The 18,161-nt window shown below is 64.6% G+C and carries 17 protein-coding genes; 7 read left to right on the top strand and 10 right to left on the bottom strand.

The window, feature by feature from the left end:
- Positions 1 to 6: 6 nt before the first annotated feature.
- On the top strand, positions 7 to 495 hold the full coding sequence (locus I9018_RS03890; protein ID WP_225926556.1) for a hypothetical protein: 489 nt from the start codon (positions 7 to 9) through the stop codon (positions 493 to 495).
- 4 nt (positions 496 to 499) lie between these two features.
- Here the strand turns inward: I9018_RS03890 and I9018_RS03885 are convergent, their stop codons facing one another.
- Positions 500 to 1,534, bottom strand: coding sequence for a zinc-binding alcohol dehydrogenase family protein (locus I9018_RS03885; RefSeq protein ID WP_241108777.1), 1,035 nt, complete (start codon positions 1,532 to 1,534; stop codon positions 500 to 502).
- Positions 1,535 to 1,640: 106 nt separating this feature from the next.
- Between I9018_RS03885 and I9018_RS03880 the strand changes: the two genes are divergently transcribed.
- From I9018_RS03880 to I9018_RS03870, 3 genes are all read left to right on the top strand, one after another.
- Positions 1,641 to 1,991: a helix-turn-helix domain-containing protein gene (locus I9018_RS03880; protein WP_241108776.1), complete on the top strand. Its 351-nt coding sequence runs from the start codon at positions 1,641 to 1,643 to the stop codon at positions 1,989 to 1,991.
- 14 nt (positions 1,992 to 2,005) lie between these two features.
- Positions 2,006 to 2,374 (top strand): hypothetical protein, encoded by a 369-nt coding sequence (locus I9018_RS03875; RefSeq protein WP_176719756.1) that lies wholly within the window; start codon positions 2,006 to 2,008, stop codon positions 2,372 to 2,374.
- 135 nt (positions 2,375 to 2,509) lie between these two features.
- Positions 2,510 to 3,976, top strand: a complete 1,467-nt coding sequence (locus I9018_RS03870) for a phospholipid carrier-dependent glycosyltransferase (RefSeq protein WP_241108775.1) — start codon at positions 2,510 to 2,512, stop codon at positions 3,974 to 3,976.
- A gap of 57 nt (positions 3,977 to 4,033) precedes the next feature.
- On the opposite strand, the gene I9018_RS03865 is transcribed toward I9018_RS03870, so the two are convergent.
- The gene (locus I9018_RS03865; protein ID WP_068577446.1) at positions 4,034 to 4,366 is read right to left on the bottom strand and encodes a hypothetical protein; all 333 of its coding nucleotides are present in this window, start codon (positions 4,364 to 4,366) and stop codon (positions 4,034 to 4,036) included.
- A 317-nt stretch (positions 4,367 to 4,683) separates the two neighbouring features.
- Here I9018_RS03865 and I9018_RS03860 point away from each other — a divergent pair, with 317 nt between their 5' ends.
- Positions 4,684 to 5,067: a transcriptional regulator gene (locus I9018_RS03860; RefSeq protein ID WP_241108774.1), complete on the top strand. Its 384-nt coding sequence runs from the start codon at positions 4,684 to 4,686 to the stop codon at positions 5,065 to 5,067.
- 98 nt (positions 5,068 to 5,165) lie between these two features.
- Here the strand turns inward: I9018_RS03860 and I9018_RS03855 are convergent, their stop codons facing one another.
- Positions 5,166 to 5,828: a histidine phosphatase family protein gene (locus I9018_RS03855; protein ID WP_225926578.1), complete on the bottom strand. Its 663-nt coding sequence runs from the start codon at positions 5,826 to 5,828 to the stop codon at positions 5,166 to 5,168.
- 372 nt (positions 5,829 to 6,200) lie between these two features.
- Here I9018_RS03855 and I9018_RS03850 point away from each other — a divergent pair, with 372 nt between their 5' ends.
- Positions 6,201 to 8,120, top strand: a complete 1,920-nt coding sequence (locus I9018_RS03850; protein ID WP_241108773.1) for a methyl-accepting chemotaxis protein — start codon at positions 6,201 to 6,203, stop codon at positions 8,118 to 8,120.
- 232 nt (positions 8,121 to 8,352) lie between these two features.
- On the top strand, positions 8,353 to 9,381 hold the full coding sequence (locus tag I9018_RS03845; RefSeq protein WP_241108772.1) for an AraC family transcriptional regulator: 1,029 nt from the start codon (positions 8,353 to 8,355) through the stop codon (positions 9,379 to 9,381).
- 6 nt (positions 9,382 to 9,387) lie between these two features.
- Here I9018_RS03845 and I9018_RS03840 read toward each other — a convergent pair whose 3' ends face one another.
- The 7 genes from I9018_RS03840 to I9018_RS03810 form a co-directional block, all read right to left on the bottom strand.
- A complete protein-coding gene (locus tag I9018_RS03840; RefSeq protein WP_068577438.1) occupies positions 9,388 to 9,756 on the bottom strand; it encodes a glyoxalase superfamily protein in 369 nt (122 codons plus the stop codon).
- A 117-nt stretch (positions 9,757 to 9,873) separates the two neighbouring features.
- Positions 9,874 to 11,340 (bottom strand): D-aminoacylase, encoded by a 1,467-nt coding sequence (locus I9018_RS03835; protein ID WP_241108771.1) that lies wholly within the window; start codon positions 11,338 to 11,340, stop codon positions 9,874 to 9,876.
- Position 11,341: 1 nt separating this feature from the next.
- Entirely contained in the window at positions 11,342 to 12,202 is an 861-nt protein-coding gene (locus I9018_RS03830) for a MurR/RpiR family transcriptional regulator (protein ID WP_068577434.1), read from the bottom strand.
- Positions 12,203 to 13,552, bottom strand: coding sequence for a gluconate:H+ symporter (locus I9018_RS03825; protein ID WP_241108770.1), 1,350 nt, complete (start codon positions 13,550 to 13,552; stop codon positions 12,203 to 12,205).
- 215 nt (positions 13,553 to 13,767) lie between these two features.
- The gene (locus I9018_RS03820) at positions 13,768 to 15,213 is read right to left on the bottom strand and encodes a SulP family inorganic anion transporter (protein ID WP_022638954.1); all 1,446 of its coding nucleotides are present in this window, start codon (positions 15,211 to 15,213) and stop codon (positions 13,768 to 13,770) included.
- Positions 15,214 to 15,370: 157 nt separating this feature from the next.
- On the bottom strand, positions 15,371 to 17,038 hold the full coding sequence (gene ggt, locus I9018_RS03815) for a gamma-glutamyltransferase (protein ID WP_241108769.1): 1,668 nt from the start codon (positions 17,036 to 17,038) through the stop codon (positions 15,371 to 15,373).
- A 135-nt stretch (positions 17,039 to 17,173) separates the two neighbouring features.
- Positions 17,174 to 18,067: an NAD-dependent epimerase/dehydratase family protein gene (locus I9018_RS03810; RefSeq protein ID WP_241108768.1), complete on the bottom strand. Its 894-nt coding sequence runs from the start codon at positions 18,065 to 18,067 to the stop codon at positions 17,174 to 17,176.
- Between the last annotated feature and the right edge of the window lie 94 nt (positions 18,068 to 18,161).

Genomic DNA, 18,161 nt, shown 5'->3' with positions numbered 1-18,161 from the left:
CTTCCCATGCCCCAGAACTTCCCGGCCATTCGCAGCGTGCACCCCCTGGAATGGTTTGCCACTTACTTCATCGGCATTGCGGTGCTGGCCCTGACGGTCGTCCTGCTGGTAGCGATATTGATCCTGGCCAGCAGTAGCGAGCCGCTGTGGCAGACCCTCGCGGATATCTTTTCCATCGCCGTGCAGGCAATGCTGCTGATCATCGTGCTGGTCAGCATCCTGGCCGCCTTTCCTTGCGCGCTGTTCTTCTGGCTGGCCCAGCGCTTCGCCTGGCGCCATGTGCTGATCTACCTGTTCTGCGGAGTGCTGGGTTCCTTGCCGACGATGCCCGTGGTGGCGAGCCTGTTTTCGCCCGACTTTTTCACCGACGCCCCCGACGATGAAGCCCCAGCCACCAGCCTGCAAAGCTACCTGCCGATGCTGCCGCTGTTCGCCGGTTCAGGGGCTTTCCTCGGGGCAGTGTTCTGGTGGCGTACCGGGCGCCACCTGCGCTGACCGGTCAGTGACCGAGACCGGCATCGGGATCATGGGCCACCACCACCTTGCCGGGCTGGCCACCCTGCTCCACCTGCCCATGGGCCAAGAGCAGGTTGTCCACGGTAAAAGGGCTCAAGACCTCGCGCAGGGTGCAGCGGATAACACCCTGGTCCAGCAGCTGCGCCACACGCTCCAGGATGCGATGTTGCTCGTGCATGTCCGGGGTCTGGAACAGCGCCCGGGTGAAGACCATCTCCCAATGCAAGGACACGCTCTTGCTCTTGAGCGGTACGGCATCGAAGGACTGGTGATCGTCGATCAGCGCGATATGCCCATGGGGCTCGATGATCTCCACCAGTTCGGCGAAGTGCTCTGCGGTGTGGGCCAGGGCAGCGACATGGGTCACGCCCGGCAGTTGCAACTGCGCCAGCTGCGGCACCAGCGGGCGGGAATGATCCAGCACATGCTGGGCTCCCAACGCCAGGCACCACTGGCGGCTGGAGGGCCGCGAAGCGGTGGCGATCACCGTCATGCCGGTCAACTTGCGCGCCAGCTGGATCAACACCGAGCCCACGCCACCAGCCCCGCCGAGGATCAGCAAGGTCCCCTGGCTGGCCAGATCGCCAGGCACCCGGGCCAAGCGCTCGAACAACAACTGCCAGGCCGTCAGCGAAGTCAGTGGCATCGCCGCCGCCTGGGCGAAGGACAGGCTCTTGGGCTTGTGCCCCACCAGGCGCTCGTCGACCCGATGCAACTGGGCATTGGCGCCATCGCGAGTGAAAGTCCCGGCATAGAACACCGTGTCGCCCGGTGCGAACAGGGTCACCGCACTGCCCACTGCACGCACCACCCCGCTGGCATCCCAACCCAGGACCTGCACGCTATCGGGCACCGCCACCAGTCCCGCCCGGACCTTGGTATCCAGCGGGTTGACCGATACCGCGCGCACCTCCACCAGCAAGTCATGGGGGGCGAGCGACGGCACTGGTCGTTGCTGCTCGAAAAGGGCCTGGGGATCGGTCAGATCCGACCCTGGAAGATAATGGATGACGTGCATTGCAAGGCTTTCCCGAAGACTCAAAGCGCACACTTAAATCCTTCATGCCCCACCCGCACAAGTACGGTACTTTTGCGTACCAGCTACGCAAAAGGGTCGTCAGACGATGAAGAACAAGCACTACCAGGACATTCCCGGATGCCCGGTCGAGGTCACCCTGGACCTGATCGATGGACGCTGGAAAGGCGTGGTTCTGCACCAACTGCTCAACAACGACTACCTGCGTTTCAATGAACTGCAAAGGCGCCTGCCCGGGATTTCCCAGCGCCTGCTGACCAAGCAGCTGCGTGACCTGGAGGCCGCCGGCCTGGTGCTGCGCACGGTGTACGCCGAAGTCCCGCCGCGGGTGGAATATCGCCTGAGCGAAGAAGGGCGATCGCTGCAGCCGGTGGTCGAGGCACTGTCTGCCTGGGGCCAGGGACGCATCGCCCGTCTGCAACAGACCGCGAGCGCCTGAACACTGGAGCCTGCATGTCCTCCCACTTGTCCCAGCCACCCAGGTTCGCCATTTTCCAGGATTCGACCCTGTTGGGCTGGACCGCACTGGAGTCCAGCGATCCGCCAATGGGCGTCGCTTGCGGCCAGTTTTTCGTTACCCCGGCCTATGCCTCGGTCCAGGAACAGGTGCGGGCACGCAATGGCACAGACCAGAGCGACCTGCACCTGGTGGCCTATCACCTGGGCCAACCCTTGCCGGCCATGGCGGTCAGCATCCTGGACCTGCGCCAGGAATGCGGCGAGGACGCCATCGAAGTCAGCGTCCTGGGCATCGCCTACCCGCTCTACCAGCAACTGTTTCCCGAAGCGGTCGCCGCCTACGAACAGCAGACGCTCGACTAGGCCCACGCCCCTGGCCCATGGAATACCGACGGCAAAACCTCCTACTTATTCACAATTCGTTAAGACTTGCCTCCGTATACTCCGGGGCTTGCCCGCAGCATTTGCCTGCGCTCCGGATCTGGTGGCCCATAACCCATGTCACGACCTGCCCCGCTGTTGTTCCTACTCGCCTGCCTGCTGTTTTTCTTTGCCCTGGGCAATCACCAGCTACAAGGCTCCACCGAAGCCCGGGTTGCCGGGATCGCCATGCAGATGCACCTGGATGACGACTGGGTCACGCCGCGCCTGTTCGGCACACCATTTTTGGAGAAGCCGCCCCTGAGCCTGTGGCTCGACGCCAGTGCCATTCGCGCCTTTGGCGGCACGCCGCTGGCGGTACGCCTGGCCTCGGCCTTTGCCGGGCTGTTCAGCGTGATGCTGCTGTATGCCATGTTGCGGCGTTTCGGACGACCCGCCGGGTTGGCCCTCATCGCCGGCGTGATGCTGGCGACCATGGCCAGTTACTGGAGCAACGTGCGGGGTGTGGGAGAGGATGCCCTGCTGAGTCTGGGAGTGACCCTGGCCCTGCTGGCGTTCTTCCAGGCTCATCGCCGCCAGGCCTCTGGGCATCCGGCCCTGCTGGCCTGGCTGGCCTTTGCTGGCGGGATCGCTATCGCCACCCTGAGCAAGGGCATACTAGGACTGGCGATGCCTGGGGTGGTGATCTTCACCTACCTGCTGGCCGACAGCCTGATCGACAAGCGCCTGGCCCTGGGTCACTGGCTGCGTCCTGCGCTGCTGACGCTGCTGGGGCTGGTGCCCCTGGCCATATGGCTCGCCGTGCTGTACCAGCGTGGTGGCATGCAGGCCCTGGGGGAAGTGTTATGGACCAACAGCGTTGGGCGCTTTGACGGCTCCTTCGTGGAGGCCGGGCACTATGAGCCCTTCTATTACTACCTGGCCAAGCTGCCCCAGGCGTTCCTGCCCTGGAACATCCTGGTCTACCTGGGCCTGTGGCATTTCCGCAAAAGCCTGGCGAACAATCGCTACCTGCTGTTCATGGTCATCTGGTTGCTGGCGCAATTCACTCTCCTGTGCCTGGCGTCGAGTAAACGCACGGTGTATCTGATGTCACTGACTCCGGCGGCGGCAGTGCTGGCAGCCGAGTATGGTGCCGTGCTGTACCAGCGCCTGGCACAGCGGTCGGCCAGTACAGGTTTCTGGAGCGCATTGGGGCAAAGACGCAAAGGCCTGGTCACCACGGTCATGGCTCTGGTGATCGGTGCCTATCTGGTCAACGCCCAATGGGCCGCGCCAAGAGCCGACCGCGAACTGTCGTTCGTGCCGGTTACGGACCAGATCATGGCGTTGCAGGCCAGTGGTCATCAAATGGCGCTGTACCAGGCCAACGAGCGTATTGCCGGAGCCAGCGTGTTCTATACCCGAAGCCTGCTCAAGGACCTGCAGACAGAGGAACAGCTCATCGCATTCCTGCGTGATTCACCTGGACATATGGCCGTGTTGGGTGGCGCCGAGCCTCCCAAGCCGCCCTTGCAGGTGCAGAAGACCATGATGGTTGGGCGCCAGCCCTATTACTTCGTCACCCTGGCACCGGCCCACTAAGACGAAAAAAAACGGCACCTGGTACAGGTGCCGTTTTCATTGGCGAACCGGGTTCGCTCAAGGAGTCTTCAGCTTGACCACATCACCGGAAACCTTGGTGGTATAGCCGCTCAGGACCCAGGCCCAGAACCAGTTTTCCTGGATCTGGGTATTGATCAGTGCGTCGCCGCCCTTGGCCTGGATCGCTGCGGTCTGGGCACGGACGAAACGATTGTTCTGCTGGATCGGGATCAGGCCGAACAACATGATGCCGGTAGCGCTCGCCTCACTGTGACCGATGACGGTGTACTGGCTGCTGTCCAGTTGCTGGGTTTTCATCGGGGTACCGGTGCAACCTGCGAGAACCAGGCCCAGGCAGGCCGAGGCAACGACTTTGCTGATGTGCTTCACAACGCAACTCCATGGAAAAACACCGGGAACTCATTTCCCGGGCGCCGGCACTTTACTCGCGGCCAAGGCAGATGACCATTGCGCTGTGCCAATCCTTTGAGCCTTTTTTGCCCCCATCATCTCTCCCCGCCAGGCCAGCGATCACCGACCTGGTACATGCCACCGGCCCCACGCAGCGGCCCCATCGCACGGGCACCGGCACACCAGCGCCACAACACCTTGTGTCATAAATAAGGGGGAGATTTCCCACTGAACAAAAGATAAGCCACCTCCTTAGGATCGAACCGGCCTTACCCATAATTCCAAGGAGGTACCAAATGGACGTGAAAGACCTCAACCTCATCGATGTAAGCCAACTCCCCCACTCGCTCCAGGCCCTTATCGAGTGCATCGGCCTGGAAAACGCCTACCGCCTGACCTGCGAGTATGGCGGGCGTCCCAAGTACATTCCCAAGCATGCCGAACGCACCACGCTGGCGCTGATCCTGCCCGCCGATGCCCTCAGTGCCCTGATCGAACGCTTCGCCGGGCTGGCGCTGGAGATTCCCAAGGCTGACCACTTCTGCCGGCAGATCCGCAACCAGCACATCCAGCTGGAAAGCATGGGGGGCATTTCCCGCAGCGTGCTGGCGGACAAGTACGGCCTGAGCCTCAGGCAAATCGGCAATATCCGCCGCCTGGATGCCAATCCTTCCCGTTAATCGAACGCCAGCATCCAGGACGTGCTCGGGGGAGTCAGAGCACGTCCTGTCCATAAGTCCACCAGGCATCAGGCCAGGGCCACTGCAGATCGACGATTTCAGGGCTTGAGGTTCACCGAGCGCCAGTCGCTGGCCTCGATCAACCCGAGCATCTTCGGGGTGCCGTTGAGGGTGTCGGTGGAAACGAACATGGCCGCGCCGTAGCCCAAGGTCGGAGTCGACAGGTTCAGGTCCTTGTCCATTTGCGTCATGCATTCGCTGTGGGTTACCAGCACCAGGTTGCGCCCGGCAACCTTATGCGCCAGCGCATCGCGCAGCATGCTGCCCCGGCAGTTGAACAACCAGTTGTCACCGCTGCTGACCTTGCTGAACATGAAGCCAGCGGTCTGTGCCGTACGGGTCAGCGGGCTGTTGTAGATATCGGTATGTTCCAGGCCCAGTTGTTCGAACCTGGCGCCAAGGGCAACCGCTACTTCACGGGCGCGGTCGGTGATGCCGTCGGCCGGCCCCAGGCATGGGGCATTGGAACGGTCACAGCGTTCCACATGGCGTACCAGGACGATCATGTCGCCCTTGGCCCAACCGCTGGCCAACGCCTTGACCCCGGCCGCGTTGTCGCGGGTCAGGTCAGGCACCTGGGCCGGCCTGAACAGATACAGGCTCGATAAAAGCACCAGGAGGGCTCCCAACAACAGCATCAGGGGCTTTTTGTAACGGGCCACGGCCCCCCGCAGGAAGGGACGCTTGGCCACCACGAACATCGGTCTTGTTGTCACAGTCCAGCCGCCCTTTCCAAAGTGATTCATTGCGTTGAGCAGCTCGTGCCAAGGCTACAAAAACCTGATGACAGTTGAGCGCTGCCGCCAGCCTTGGGCAGCGACGCAAAGACTCTAGGGCGGGCTCCGTGGGGGCGCGGTGAAATGAATGTGAAAAAAAGCTCAACGGACCGGCGGTTCATCCCGCAAAATAGCCGTCAAAACCTGAAACATTGTCTTGGCGCAATGCCGACGAAATCGTTTCAGCTATGGCACATCCCGCCGATACATCCCCTACAAAACACCCTGCTGGTCACCAAGAACAACAATCTTCCGGCCAACTGAGATCAAGAAGCGCTACGTTCCTGGAGGAATTCAATGAATAGTTGGTTTGCCAACATCAGCGTCAACCTTAAGCTGGGCCTGGGCTTCGGCCTGGTCCTGGCCCTGACCACCGTTCTTGCACTGACCGGCTGGACCAGCCTGGGCGGCCTTATCGACCGCAGCAACTGGATGAGCGACATCACCCAGTTGAACATCGGCCTGACCAAGCTGCGGGTCACCCGCCTGCAGTACATGCTGGCCAACGGCGACGAAACTGCCGCTCAGGGCGTGCAGAACACCCTGGACGATTTCAGCGCCCAACAGAAAAAGCTCCTGACCTCGTTCCAGAGCCCGGAGAACATCAAGCTGCTGCAAGGCCTGGGCGCGACCATCGCCGCCTACCAGGACTCGCTGAACAAGATGCGCAACGCCTACCGCACCGGCAACGCCGCGCGCCAGGCCATGAACCAGAATGCCGACGACGCCAACGACCTGATCAACGGGATCAACGAGCGGGTCAAGCAGATGCCCCTGAGCGACGAGCGCTTCGAGCAGTTCCAGGCCATCACCGAGGCCAAGGAAGCCTTCCAGCTGGCACGTTATGAAGTACGTGGCTACGTCACCACCAGCAATCCGGAAACCGAGCAGAAGGCGGTCACGCAGCTCAATGCCGCGATTGCCGAGCTGGAGCAGTTGAACAAACACTTCAGCCGTACCCAGGGCGATGCCCTGCAACGCCTGACCAGCGCCCTGGCCGGCTACCGCAGCTCGCTGCAGACCTTCAAGGCCGCGTTCTCCGACGCCGTGCAGGCACGCAAGGAAATGACCGACCAGGGCGCCGATATCGTCGAGCGCAGCGATGCCCTGTATCAGATCCAACTGGATCGCCGCGACATCGAAAGCACCCAGGCCCGCAGCCTGCAACTGACCAGCACCCTGCTGGCGCTGCTGGTGGGCGTATTGGCCGCGGTGATCATCACCCGCCAGATCACCCGCCCACTGCGCGAAACCCTGACCGCTGTCGAGCGTATTGCCTCCGGCGACCTGACCCAGGATATGCACATCACTCGGCGCGACGAGCTGGGCGTGCTGCAACAAGGCATCGCCCGCATGGGCGTGACCCTGCGCGAGCTGATCGGTGGCATCCGCGACGGCGTGACCCAGATCGCCAGCGCCGCCGAAGAATTGTCGGCCGTGACCGAGGAAACCAGCGCCGGGGTCAACAGCCAGAAAGTCGAGACCGACCAGGTAGCCACCGCCATGCACGAGATGACCGCCACCGTGCAGGAAGTCGCGCGCAACGCCGAAGAGGCTTCCCAGGCGGCTTCGGCTGCCGACGGCGAAGCTCGCGAAGGCGACAAGGTCGTGGCCCAGGCCATCGAGCAGATCGAACGCCTGGCCAGCGAAGTGGTGCGTTCCACTGACGCCATGACCGTGCTGCAACAGGAAAGCGACAAGATCGGCAGCGTCATGGACGTGATCAAGGCCGTGGCCGAGCAGACCAACCTGCTGGCCCTGAACGCCGCCATCGAAGCCGCCCGCGCCGGTGAAGCCGGTCGCGGTTTCGCCGTGGTGGCCGACGAGGTCCGGGCCCTGGCCCAGCGCACCCAGAAGTCCACCGAGGAAATCGAGGAACTGGTGGCCGGCCTGCAGAACGGCACCCAGCAAGTGGCGACCGTGATGCAAAACAGCCGCGTGCTGACCGACAGCAGCGTCGAGCTGACCCGCAAGGCCGGTGCCTCCCTGGAAAACATCACCCGCACGGTGTCCAACATCCAGTCGATGAACCAGCAGATCGCCGCCGCGGCCGAAGAACAGAGTGCCGTGGCCGAGGAGATCAGCCGCAGCATCATCAACGTGCGCGATGTGTCGGAACAGACCGCCGCCGCCAGCGAGGAAACCGCTGCCTCCAGCGTCGAGCTGGCCCGCCTGGGCGGCCAACTGCAAATGATGGTCAGCCACTTCCGCGTCTGACTTGTACCCCATGGCCGCCGCCTTTGAACAAGGCTGGCGGTCATGTGCAGGACGCCAGATACCCGGCGCACGCAAGGTGCGCCACGCCTGGATGCTCGACTTCTGTAGCCGCAGCCTGCGGCAGCGGCTACAAGAGGCGGGGTGAGCAGGCATTTACAGCGCGCGCGGTTTGCCCTTACCTTTCCCGGTCTGCATCCTGCTGTCCGAAGGATTCGTTGCCAGGAACCCAATCATGCCCAGCCTCGGTTTTACCTCGGTCCCGCCCCTGCTCAAGTACCTGCTCTATGCCGAGCAACTGGGCATCGCCACGGAACCGGCGCTGGCAGCCGCCGGCTTGCAAGCCGAGCAACTGAACGACACCAGCCTGCGCCTGCCGGTGGAGGTCCACGAACGCCTGCTGGACTACTTCTGCCTGCACTCGGGCGACCCTTTGTTCGGGCTCAATTCAGCACGCTTCGTCAAACCCAACTCCTGGAACGTACTGGGCTACATCACCATGAACTGCGCGACCCTGGGCGAAGCCATGGCGCGCATCATGCCGTTCGAAAAACTGGTGGGGGACATGGGTACCAGCCGCGCCGAGGTGGCAGGCGACGAGGTACGCCTGGTCTGGAGCTGCCGCCACCAGCGCCCGGACATCCGCCGGCACCTGGTGGAAAACGTGCTCGCCTCCTGGTTACTGTATGCCCGCTGGATCGCCGATTCGCAGTTGTCGCCTCGCGCCGTGTGGTTCGAGCACCCGCTGCCGGAGCGAGCCCAGGTCGAGCAATACGAAGCGCTATTGGGCTGCCCGGTGCTGTTCCAGCAGCCCTGCTCGGCCCTGGTGGCGCCGCTGAACTACCTGCAACTGCCCTTGCGCCAGGCCGATGCGCGCCTGCTCAAGACCCTGGAAGACCATGCCCAGGCGATGATGGCCTCGTTGGCCGATGCACCGGTGGCGCTGCAGGTGCAGGGCGTCCTGCGCCAGTTGCTCAAGGATGGCCTGCCGCGCAAGGAACAAGTGGCCGAGCAACTGTCGGTATCGGTAAGCACCTTGCAACGCCAATTGCTCAAGGACGGAACGTCCTACCAGCAGATTCTCGATGACCTGCGCCAAGAGTTGGCCGAGCACTATCTACGGCACAGCGAGCTGTCGATCCACGACATCGCCGATCGCCTGGGCTTCACCGAACCCCGTTCGTTCCACCGCAGCTTCAAGACCCGCACCGGCCTGACCCCGGGCCAGTTTCGCCAGGCCGCCCTCCCCACCACACAGGCCTGACCCGCATCAGGCACTGATGGTATTGGTGAATACCAACCGGTTACCGAAAGGATCGCTGATGGTCATGTCCTGGCTTCCCCAGGGCATGGCCTGGATCTGCGGGTGGGAGAATGGATACTGCTTGGCCAGCAACCCTTGCTGGAAGGCTTCCAGTTCATCGGTTTCGATACGCAGTGCCGCACCAGGGGTGCAGTCGCCATGGTACTCGCTCAGGTGCAGCACGCACTCGCCCCGGGAGACCTGCATGTACAGCGGCAGATCGGTCTCGAAGCGATGCTGCCAATCGAGGCTGAAGCCCAGGAAGTCCAGGTAAAACTCCCGGGCCTTGGCTTCATCGAAGATCCGCAGGACGGGGGTGGTTTTGCCAAAGCTCATTGCGTGACTCCCTGACTGGAAACAGGTCGCTGAGAGCGACCCCGATTGCCAGCACTTCGGCGCCACGCGGGCTTTCTTTAATATCAATGCGCCACCATTGTGACGGCGATCAACAAATCAGCCTGGCATCCCGAACCCCTGGCGCAAATCGCCCTCCCGGGGCAGGAAGCGCCCATGGCGCTGCTCGCTGGCCTGGCCGGCGGCATAACTGCTCACGCCATTGACCCAGACCCCGTCGATTCCCTGGGCCGGGCGCCGTGGTTCCTGGAAGTCGGCCACGTCCCGGACCCGCTCGGGATCGAACAGCACCAGGTCGGCCCAATAGCCTTCGCGGATCTCGCCGCGCTGGCGCAGGCCGAAGCGCGCCGCCGACAGGCCGGTCATCTTGTGCACCGCAGTGTGCAGCGGGAATAACCCCAGGTCGCGACTGAAGTGGCCCAGCACCCGGGGAAAGGCGCCCCATAACCGGGGATGGGGGAACGGGTCTTCCGGCAGGCCATCGGAGCCGACCATCGTCAGCGGGTGGGCGAGGATGCGCCGCACGTCGCTTTCGTCCATGCCGTAGTACACCGCTCCCGCCGGTTGCAGGCGCTTGGCGGCGGCCTGCAGATCCAGGCCCCAGTCGGCGGCGATCTGCGCCAGGTCGCGTCCGCCCTGCTCGGGATGCGGCGTGGACCAGGTGATGGTGATGCGATAGGCATCGGTGACCTGCTTGAGGTCCAGGGTCGAGGAGCTGGCGGCATAGGGATAGCAGTCGCAGCCCACCGGATGCTCCTGCGCCGCCTGCTCCAGGGCCGCCAGCAGTTGCGGGCTGCGCCCCCAGTTGCCGGCGCCGGCGCACTTGAGGTGAGAGATGATCACCGGTGCCCGCGCCGAACGGCCGATCAGGAAGGCTTCGTCCATGGCCTCCAGTACCGGCTCGAACTCGCTGCGCAGATGCGTGGCATACAGCGCGCCGAAGGCCGTCAACTCCTCGGCCAGCTGACGCACCTCATCGGTTTTCGCGCAGAAGGCGCTGGCGTAGGCCAGCCCGGTGGACAGGCCCAGAGCGCCCTGCTCCAGGCTGTCGCGCAATTGCTCGCGCATGGCCGCGATTTCGCTAGCGGTGGCCGTGCGGTACAGGTCCGCCAGGTGGTTGCTGCGCAGGGCGGTATGCCCCACCAGGGCCGCGACATTCACCGCCGGACGGGCCGCATCCACCGCCGCGCGGTAGTCGGCGAAACGCGGGTAGACGAACATCTCGCGCTGCCCCAGCAGGTTCATCGGGTCCGGCGGATCGCCCTTGAGGGTCACCGGCGCGGCACTGATGCCGCAGTTACCCACCACCACCGTGGTCACCCCCTGGCTGAGCTTGGGCAGCATCTGCGGCTGGCGGATCACCACCGTGTCGTCATGGGTGTGCACGTCGATGAAGCCCGGGGCCAGCACGCGGCCGGCGGCATCGATCTCGACCTCGGCGAGCGCACCGGCCAGCTCGCCGATGCGCTGGATGCGCCCGTCGAGGATGGCCAGGTCGGCGCGATAGCCGGGACGGTCGCTGCCGTCGATGACCAGGGCATTGCGGATCAGGGTGTCGTAGCGCATGTCAGTCTCCCAGGGGCAGGCTGTCGGCGCCGCCACGGTAATGGTCCAGGGCCAGCTTGATCCTGCGCAGGCGCTCTTGATTGTCGTCGGGCATGGCCAGGGCCAGCTCCGTGGCCAACACGTCGATGGCCAGCAGCATGCCGTAGCGGGCGGCGGTGGGTTTGTAGATGAACGAGGTCTCGGCGCTGTGCAGTGGCAACAGCACGTCCGCCAGCCCGGCCAGGGGCGAGTCGGGCAAGGTAATGGCGAGCACAGCGGCGCCGTAGCTGCGGGCCAGGGTCACCGCGTCCAGCAGTTCCGGGGTGAGGCCGCTGAGGGAACAGGCGATCACTGCGTGTTGCGGCCCCAGGGAGGCGGCGGTCACCCGCATCATCACCGGGTCATGGCAGGCGGCGATGCAGTAGCCCAGGCGCACCAGGCGCACCTGCAACTCGGCGCTGCACAGGGTTGAACAGCCACCGGTGCCGAAGGCGTGGATCATCCGCGCGCGGCCCAGCAGACGCACCGCATCGGCGAATTGCGCCCCCTCGAAACCCGCCAGGTGGTGGTGCAGCGTCGACTCGATATCGCCGACGATCTGCCGGTAGAAACCGGACGACTCGGTGCTCGCCCCCGGATCGAGGAAGCGGCTGCCCACGCCGCTGGCCTGGGCCAGTTGCAGGCGCAGCTGGCGCAAGTCCCGACAGCCGACGCTGCGGGCGAAACGCGACAGGGTCGCGGCGCTGACCTCGGCCCGCCGGGCCAGCTCCTCGAGGCTGGCGGAGGCGGCGAAGCCCACGTCATCGAGCATCAGCCGGGCGATCCGCGCCTCCCCGGTACTGAGATCGTCCAGGCGCGAGCGGATCTGGTAAAGGATGTCCATCTAGAGAAACTCCGCGAGAACCAGGGTCAGGCCGAAGGCGATCAGCGAGATCAGGGTCTCCAGCACGGTCCAGGTCTTGAAGGTCTGGATGACGCTCATATTGAAGTATTCCTTGACCAGCCAGAAGCCGCCGTCGTTGACGTGGGAGAGGATCACCGAGCCGGCGCCGGTGGCGATCACCAGCAGTTCCGGATGGGGATAACCCAGGCCGACCGCCACCGGCGCCACCACCCCCGAGGCGGTGGTCAGGGCCACGGTGGCCGAACCGGTGGCGACCCGCATCAGCACCGCGAACAGCCAGCCCATCCACAACGGCGACAACTGGAACTGATGGGCCAGGCCGGTCACCTGCTCGGTCACCCCGGAGTCGATGAGGATCCGGTTCAAGCCGCCACCGGCCCCCACCAGGAGGGTGATGCCGGCAGTCGGCGCCAGGCATTCGTTGGTGAACCTGAGGATCGACTCGCGGTTCAGGCCCTGGGCCAGGCCCAGGGTCCAGAAGCTCACCAGGGTGGCGATCAGCAGGGCGATCACCGAGTTGCCGATGAACAACAAGAACTGGTTGAGCCCGGTACCCGGGGCGGCGATCAGGTTGGCCCAACCGCCCAGCAGCATCAGCACCACCGGCAGCAGGATGGTGCCCAGGGTCAGGCGAAAGCTTGGCAGCCGCAGGCGCGGTTCACGGTTGATGAACTGCTGCTCCAGCGGGTTGTGCGCCGGCAACTGGATGTGCGGCACGATCAGCCGCGCATACACCGGGCCGGCGATGATCGCCGTGGGCACGCCGATCAGGATCGCGTACAGCAAGGTCTGCCCCACCGGCGCCTGGTAGGCCTGCACCGCCAGCATCGCCCCCGGGTGCGGCGGCACCAGGGCATGCACCACCGACAGCCCGGCGACCATCGGCAGGCCAACCATCAGCAGCGATACCCCGACCCGCCGCGCCACGGTGAAGGCGATGGGCACCAGCAACACGAAACCCACCTCGAAGAACAGCGGCAGCCCCACCAGGAAGGCAATGCAGACCATGGCCCAGTGGGCGTTGCGCTCGCCGAAGCGGGCCACCAGGGTGCGCGCCACCTGCTCGGCCCCACCGGATTCGGCCATCAGTTTGCCGAGCATGGTGCCCAGGGCTACCACCAGGGCGATATGCCCCAGGGTCTTGCCGACCCCGGCCTCATAGGCCGCCACCACCCCGGAGGCCGGCATGCCGGCCACCAGCGCCAGGCCCACCGAGACCAGGGTAATGACGATAAAGGGATTGAGCCGGTAGCGAGCGATCAGGACGATCAACGCGATGATGGCGACTGCGGCGTAACCCAGCAGTCCGTAAGCCGATACAGGAGCCACGGATACCTCCTTGAAAACAGCGTCGTTTCGAATGGTTATGAAAGTTTTTAATCACTTTAGGCAGTGAATTTCAAACCATATGAAACTGATTTTCGTAAAGAGGCAGGCTTTGTCGTGCAGGACTATGCAAAAGCCCCGGTGATGAAAATCGGCACCGGGTATTTTCATGCCCGTGCCGGGCGGACGGGCGAGCGCGACGGCTCGCCCGCAGGCCGTCAGTCGTGCTGGACCCGGGCGCGCTTGAGCAGCTTCTTGCAGCGCTCGGACAGGTGCAGCACCCGCAACTGCTTGCCGGCCTTGGCATAGCGCTCGCGCAGGGTCATGAGCGCGGCGATGGCCGAATAGTCGACGAAGCTCAGGTGCCGGCAGTCGATGGTCACCCGCGATGGGTCGTTGGCCGGGTCGAACTGGTTGAGGAACGGCGTGGTGGAAGCGAAGAACAAGGTGCCGTGCAGGTGGTAGAGCTTGCTGCCGTCGGCTTCCAGGTGGCTGTCGGCGTACAGCTCGCGGGCCTGCTGCCAGGCGAAGTTGAGGGCGGCGATGACGATGCCGCACATGACCGCGGTGGCCAGGTCGGTGAACACGGTGATCACCGTCACCGCGAGGATCACCAGCACGTCGTTGAGCGGCACCTTGTTGACCACCCGCAAGGAGGCCCAGGCGAAGGTCTGCTGCGACACCACGAACATCACGCCCACCAGCGCCGCCAGGGGAATGCGCTCGATCAGCGGCGACAGGAACAGTACGAACAGCAGGATCAGCACCCCGGCCACGACCCCGGACAAGCGCCCACGGCCACCGGAACTGAGGTTGATCACGGTCTGGCCGATCATCGCGCAGCCGCCCATGCCGCCGAAGACGCCGGAGACCATGTTCGCCGCGCCCAGGGCCACGCACTCGCGGTTGGTGTAGCCGCGGGTCTCGGTGATCTCGTCGGTGAGGTTCAGGGTCAGCAGGGTTTCCAGCAGGCCGACCATGGCCATCAGGAAGGCATAGGGCGCGATGATGCCCAGGGTTTCCAGGGTCCAGGGCACGTCCGGCAACGCCAGCGCCGGCAAGCCGCCGGCGATGTGGGCCATGTCCCCCAGGGTGCGGGTCGGCAACCCCAGCACGTACACCAGAAGGCCCACGCCGAGGATCGCCACCAGCGCCGGCGGCACCGCCCGAGTCAGGCGCGGCAGCAGGTAGACGATGGCCATGGTCAGCGCCACCAGGCCGGCCATCAGGTACAGCGGCTGGCCGCTGAGCCAGTGCTCGCCACTCTTGAAATGCTCCAGCTGGGCCAGGGCGATGACGATCGCCAGGCCGTTGACGAAGCCCAGCATCACCGGGTGCGGCACCATGCGCACCAGCTTGCCCAGGCGCAACAGGCCGAAGGCGATCATCACCAGCCCGCCCAGCAGCACCGTGGCCAGCAGGTACTGCACCCCGTGCTGCACCACCAGGGCGACGATCACCACCGCCATGGAGCCGGCCGCGCCGGAGACCATGCCCGGACGGCCGCCGAACAGCGCGGTCAGGGTGCAGATGAAGAAGGCGCCGTACAGGCCCATCAACGGGTTGAGGTGAGCGACCAGGGCGAAGGCGATGCATTCGGGCAGCAGGGCGAAGGAGGTGGTGAGTCCGGCCAGGACATCGGCACGCAGACGTTTTGCTTTCATGATTGACCTGATAGTTGGGCCGCGCAGGGCCCGGGGAATGGCGGGGGAAAACAGGCCGGAATGGTACGGAATCGAAACGCCGCCGACCAGCCGGCCGTCGGCGCGCAGCCAAGCCCTTGCCGGAACCGGAGTACCGGCCCAGGCAAGGGCGCAGCGGTTACTTGACCACTTTGCCTACGCCACGCCCGCGCGGGTCGGAAGCGGTTTCAAGCTGGGTGCCATTGACCCGGATGGCCTGGATGTCGCCCATCTCCCAGCCCTGGTCCTCGAGGGTGTAGCCCATGGCCTTGAGTTCATCGGCGACCTGGCCGGTGAGCGGCGCATAGGCGTCGTAGTAGATCGTGTCCTTGGGCAGCAGTTGGTGATGCACCCGTTGCGCGGCCACGGCTTTCTCCAGGGGCAGGTGGAAGTCGTAGAGGTTGTTCAGCACCTGGAAGATCGAGGTGAAGATCCGCGACCCGCCCGGAGTGCCCAGGACCAGGGTGACCTTGCCGTCGCGGGTCACCAGGCTCGGGCTCATGGACGACAGCATGCGCTTGCCCGGGGCGATGGCATTGGCATCGCCGCCCACCACGCCGAAGGCATTGGCCACGCCGGGCTTGGCGCTGAAGTCGTCCATCTCGTCGTTGAGCAGGAACCCCGCGCCCTTGACCACCACGCCGCTGCCGTAGTCCCAGTTCAGGGTGTAGGTATTGCTCACCGCATTGCCCTGGGCATCGACGATGGAGAAATGGGTGGTCTGGTGCCGTTCCAGCCCCGGGCGCACCTTGTCGGTGGGCGAGATGGCGTCGGGGTTGACCTGGGCCGCACGCTGCTTGAGGTAGGCCGGGTCGGTCAATGGCTTGACCGGCACCTCGGAAAACGCCGGATCGCCCAGGTAGTCGGCACGGTCGGCGAATACTCGCTTCTCGATTTCCGCCAGCAGGTGGATGTACTTGGCCGAATTGAGCTCGACGCCCTTGAAGTCGGCGGCGCGCTCTTCCTTGATGCCGATCAGCTGGGCCAGGGCGACCCCGCCGGAACTGGGCGGCGGCGCGGTGTACAGCACGTTGCCACGGAAATTCACCTGCAGCGGCTGGCGCCACTGGACCTTGTAGTCCTGCAGGTCCTGCTTGGTGATCAGGCCCTTGTCGGCCTGCATCTGGGCCACCAGCAAGTCGGCGGTCTTGCCGCTGTAGAACTCCTTGGCGCCCTGGTCGGCGATGCGTTCCAGGGTCGCCGCCAACTCCGGCTGACGGAAGGTCTGGCCGGGTTGCATGCTGCCAAAATAATCACCGAAGTTGGTGCTGCCGTTAAACAGCTTCAAGGCATCCTCGCGGTACTGGTACTGCTTGTCCGCCACCTTGAAGCCGTTCCTGGCGTAGGCCACTGCCGGGGTGACGAGTTCGCTCCAGGGCAGCTTGCCGAACTTCTGGTGGGCCTCCCACAGGCCCATCACGGTGCCCGGCACCCCGGCGGCGCGGGCGCCCACCAGGCTGAGGTTCTCGATCACCTCACCCTTGTCATTCAGGTACATGTCGCGGGTCGCGGCCTTGGGCGCGGTTTCCCGGTAGTCGAGGAAATACGGCTTGCCGTCGATGAACAGCGTCATGAAGCCGCCACCGCCGATATTGCCGGCTTCGGGATAGGTCACGGCCAGGGTGAAGGCCATGGCCACCGCAGCGTCCACCGCGTTGCCGCCCTTCTTGAGGATCTGCGCCGCGACATCGGCGCCGTACTGGTTGGGTGCGGCCACCGCGCCGCCCTCAAGGGGCGCGGCGAAGACTGGAACGCTGGCAGCGAGCGCCAGGCCCAGGGTGAGGGTCGTGCACGGCAAGATACCCATGGAGTCCGTCCTTATCGTTGTTTTCAGACCAGACGAACCTTATGCGCTTTGTTGCGCGGTGGGCAAACGCCCACAGCAAAACGGCCGCCCGCAGGCAGCCGTTTGTCGCAGATGGATCAGTGGAGCAGCCGCTCCTCAGACCATCTCGTGCTCGATCCACTCCAGCACCGAAGTCCGCTGCGGCGCCCAGCCCAGCAGCTCGCGGGCCTTCTTGCCGCGTACCCGGCTGTTGGAGCCCAGGCCGTAGTTGGCCATCTCGTAGCCCCACTCGGCCTCGGCGGCAGGCAGCGGCCAGTCCTCGGGTTCGCCCAGGTGCAGGGCGCGGGCCATGGCGCGGGTCATGTCGATGAAGGACGCCTCGCCGCTCTCGACGAAGTAGAAGCTGCCCGGAGTGTTGTCGGTCAGGGCCAGGGCGTAGAGCGCCACCACGTCCTCGATATGCACGTTGGACCAGATGTTCTGTCCCGGCCCGACATGACGCACCACACCGCTCTTGCGCGCTTGCTTGAGCAGGCGCGGCAGCTGCACGCTGTCACGCTTGACGCCCAGGCTGTGGCCGTAGATCAGGGTGTTGCACAGCACCGCCGAGTTCACCCCGTCCTTGGCCGCCGCCAGGATCAGGTTATCGATGGCCACCCGGGCGGCCTTGTCCACGGTGGGCTCCGGCAACTGGTCTTCGTAGTAGACGGTATCGCTGGCCTTGCCGCCGGAAGCGTCGCCGACGATGCTCGAACCGCTGGTGTGCAGGAACGGCTTGTTCGAGCCCTTGAGCGCGGCCAGCAACACTTCCACCGCACCACGATGGTCGCTGCTGGCAGCATTGATCACCGCATCGGCGGCCCGGGCCTGTTCGCTCAGCAGGGCGCTGTCGTCCAGGCTGCCTACCACGGGCTTGATGCCCAGGGCCGTCAGCTCGGCGGCTTGCTCGGCGCTGCGCACCAGGCCAGTGACCTGATGCCCGGCCTTGACCAGGCCGGTGGCGATGGAACCGCCGATGAAACCCGCGGCACCGGTAACGAATACGTTCATGGAGAGACTCCCTGGGTGGATAAGTGATGGCGCCAGTATCGGCGCGCCTGCTTCGACGAAACAGCCGGGCTGGACCAAATCACTCTTGCGCAGG

Source organism: Pseudomonas sp. MPFS, assembly GCF_022537035.1.
Taxonomy (GTDB): Bacteria; Pseudomonadota; Gammaproteobacteria; order Pseudomonadales; family Pseudomonadaceae; genus Aquipseudomonas; species Aquipseudomonas sessilinigenes.
The sequence above is the reverse complement of the archived record's forward strand: the minus strand, read 5'-3'. Positions and strand labels throughout refer to the sequence as shown.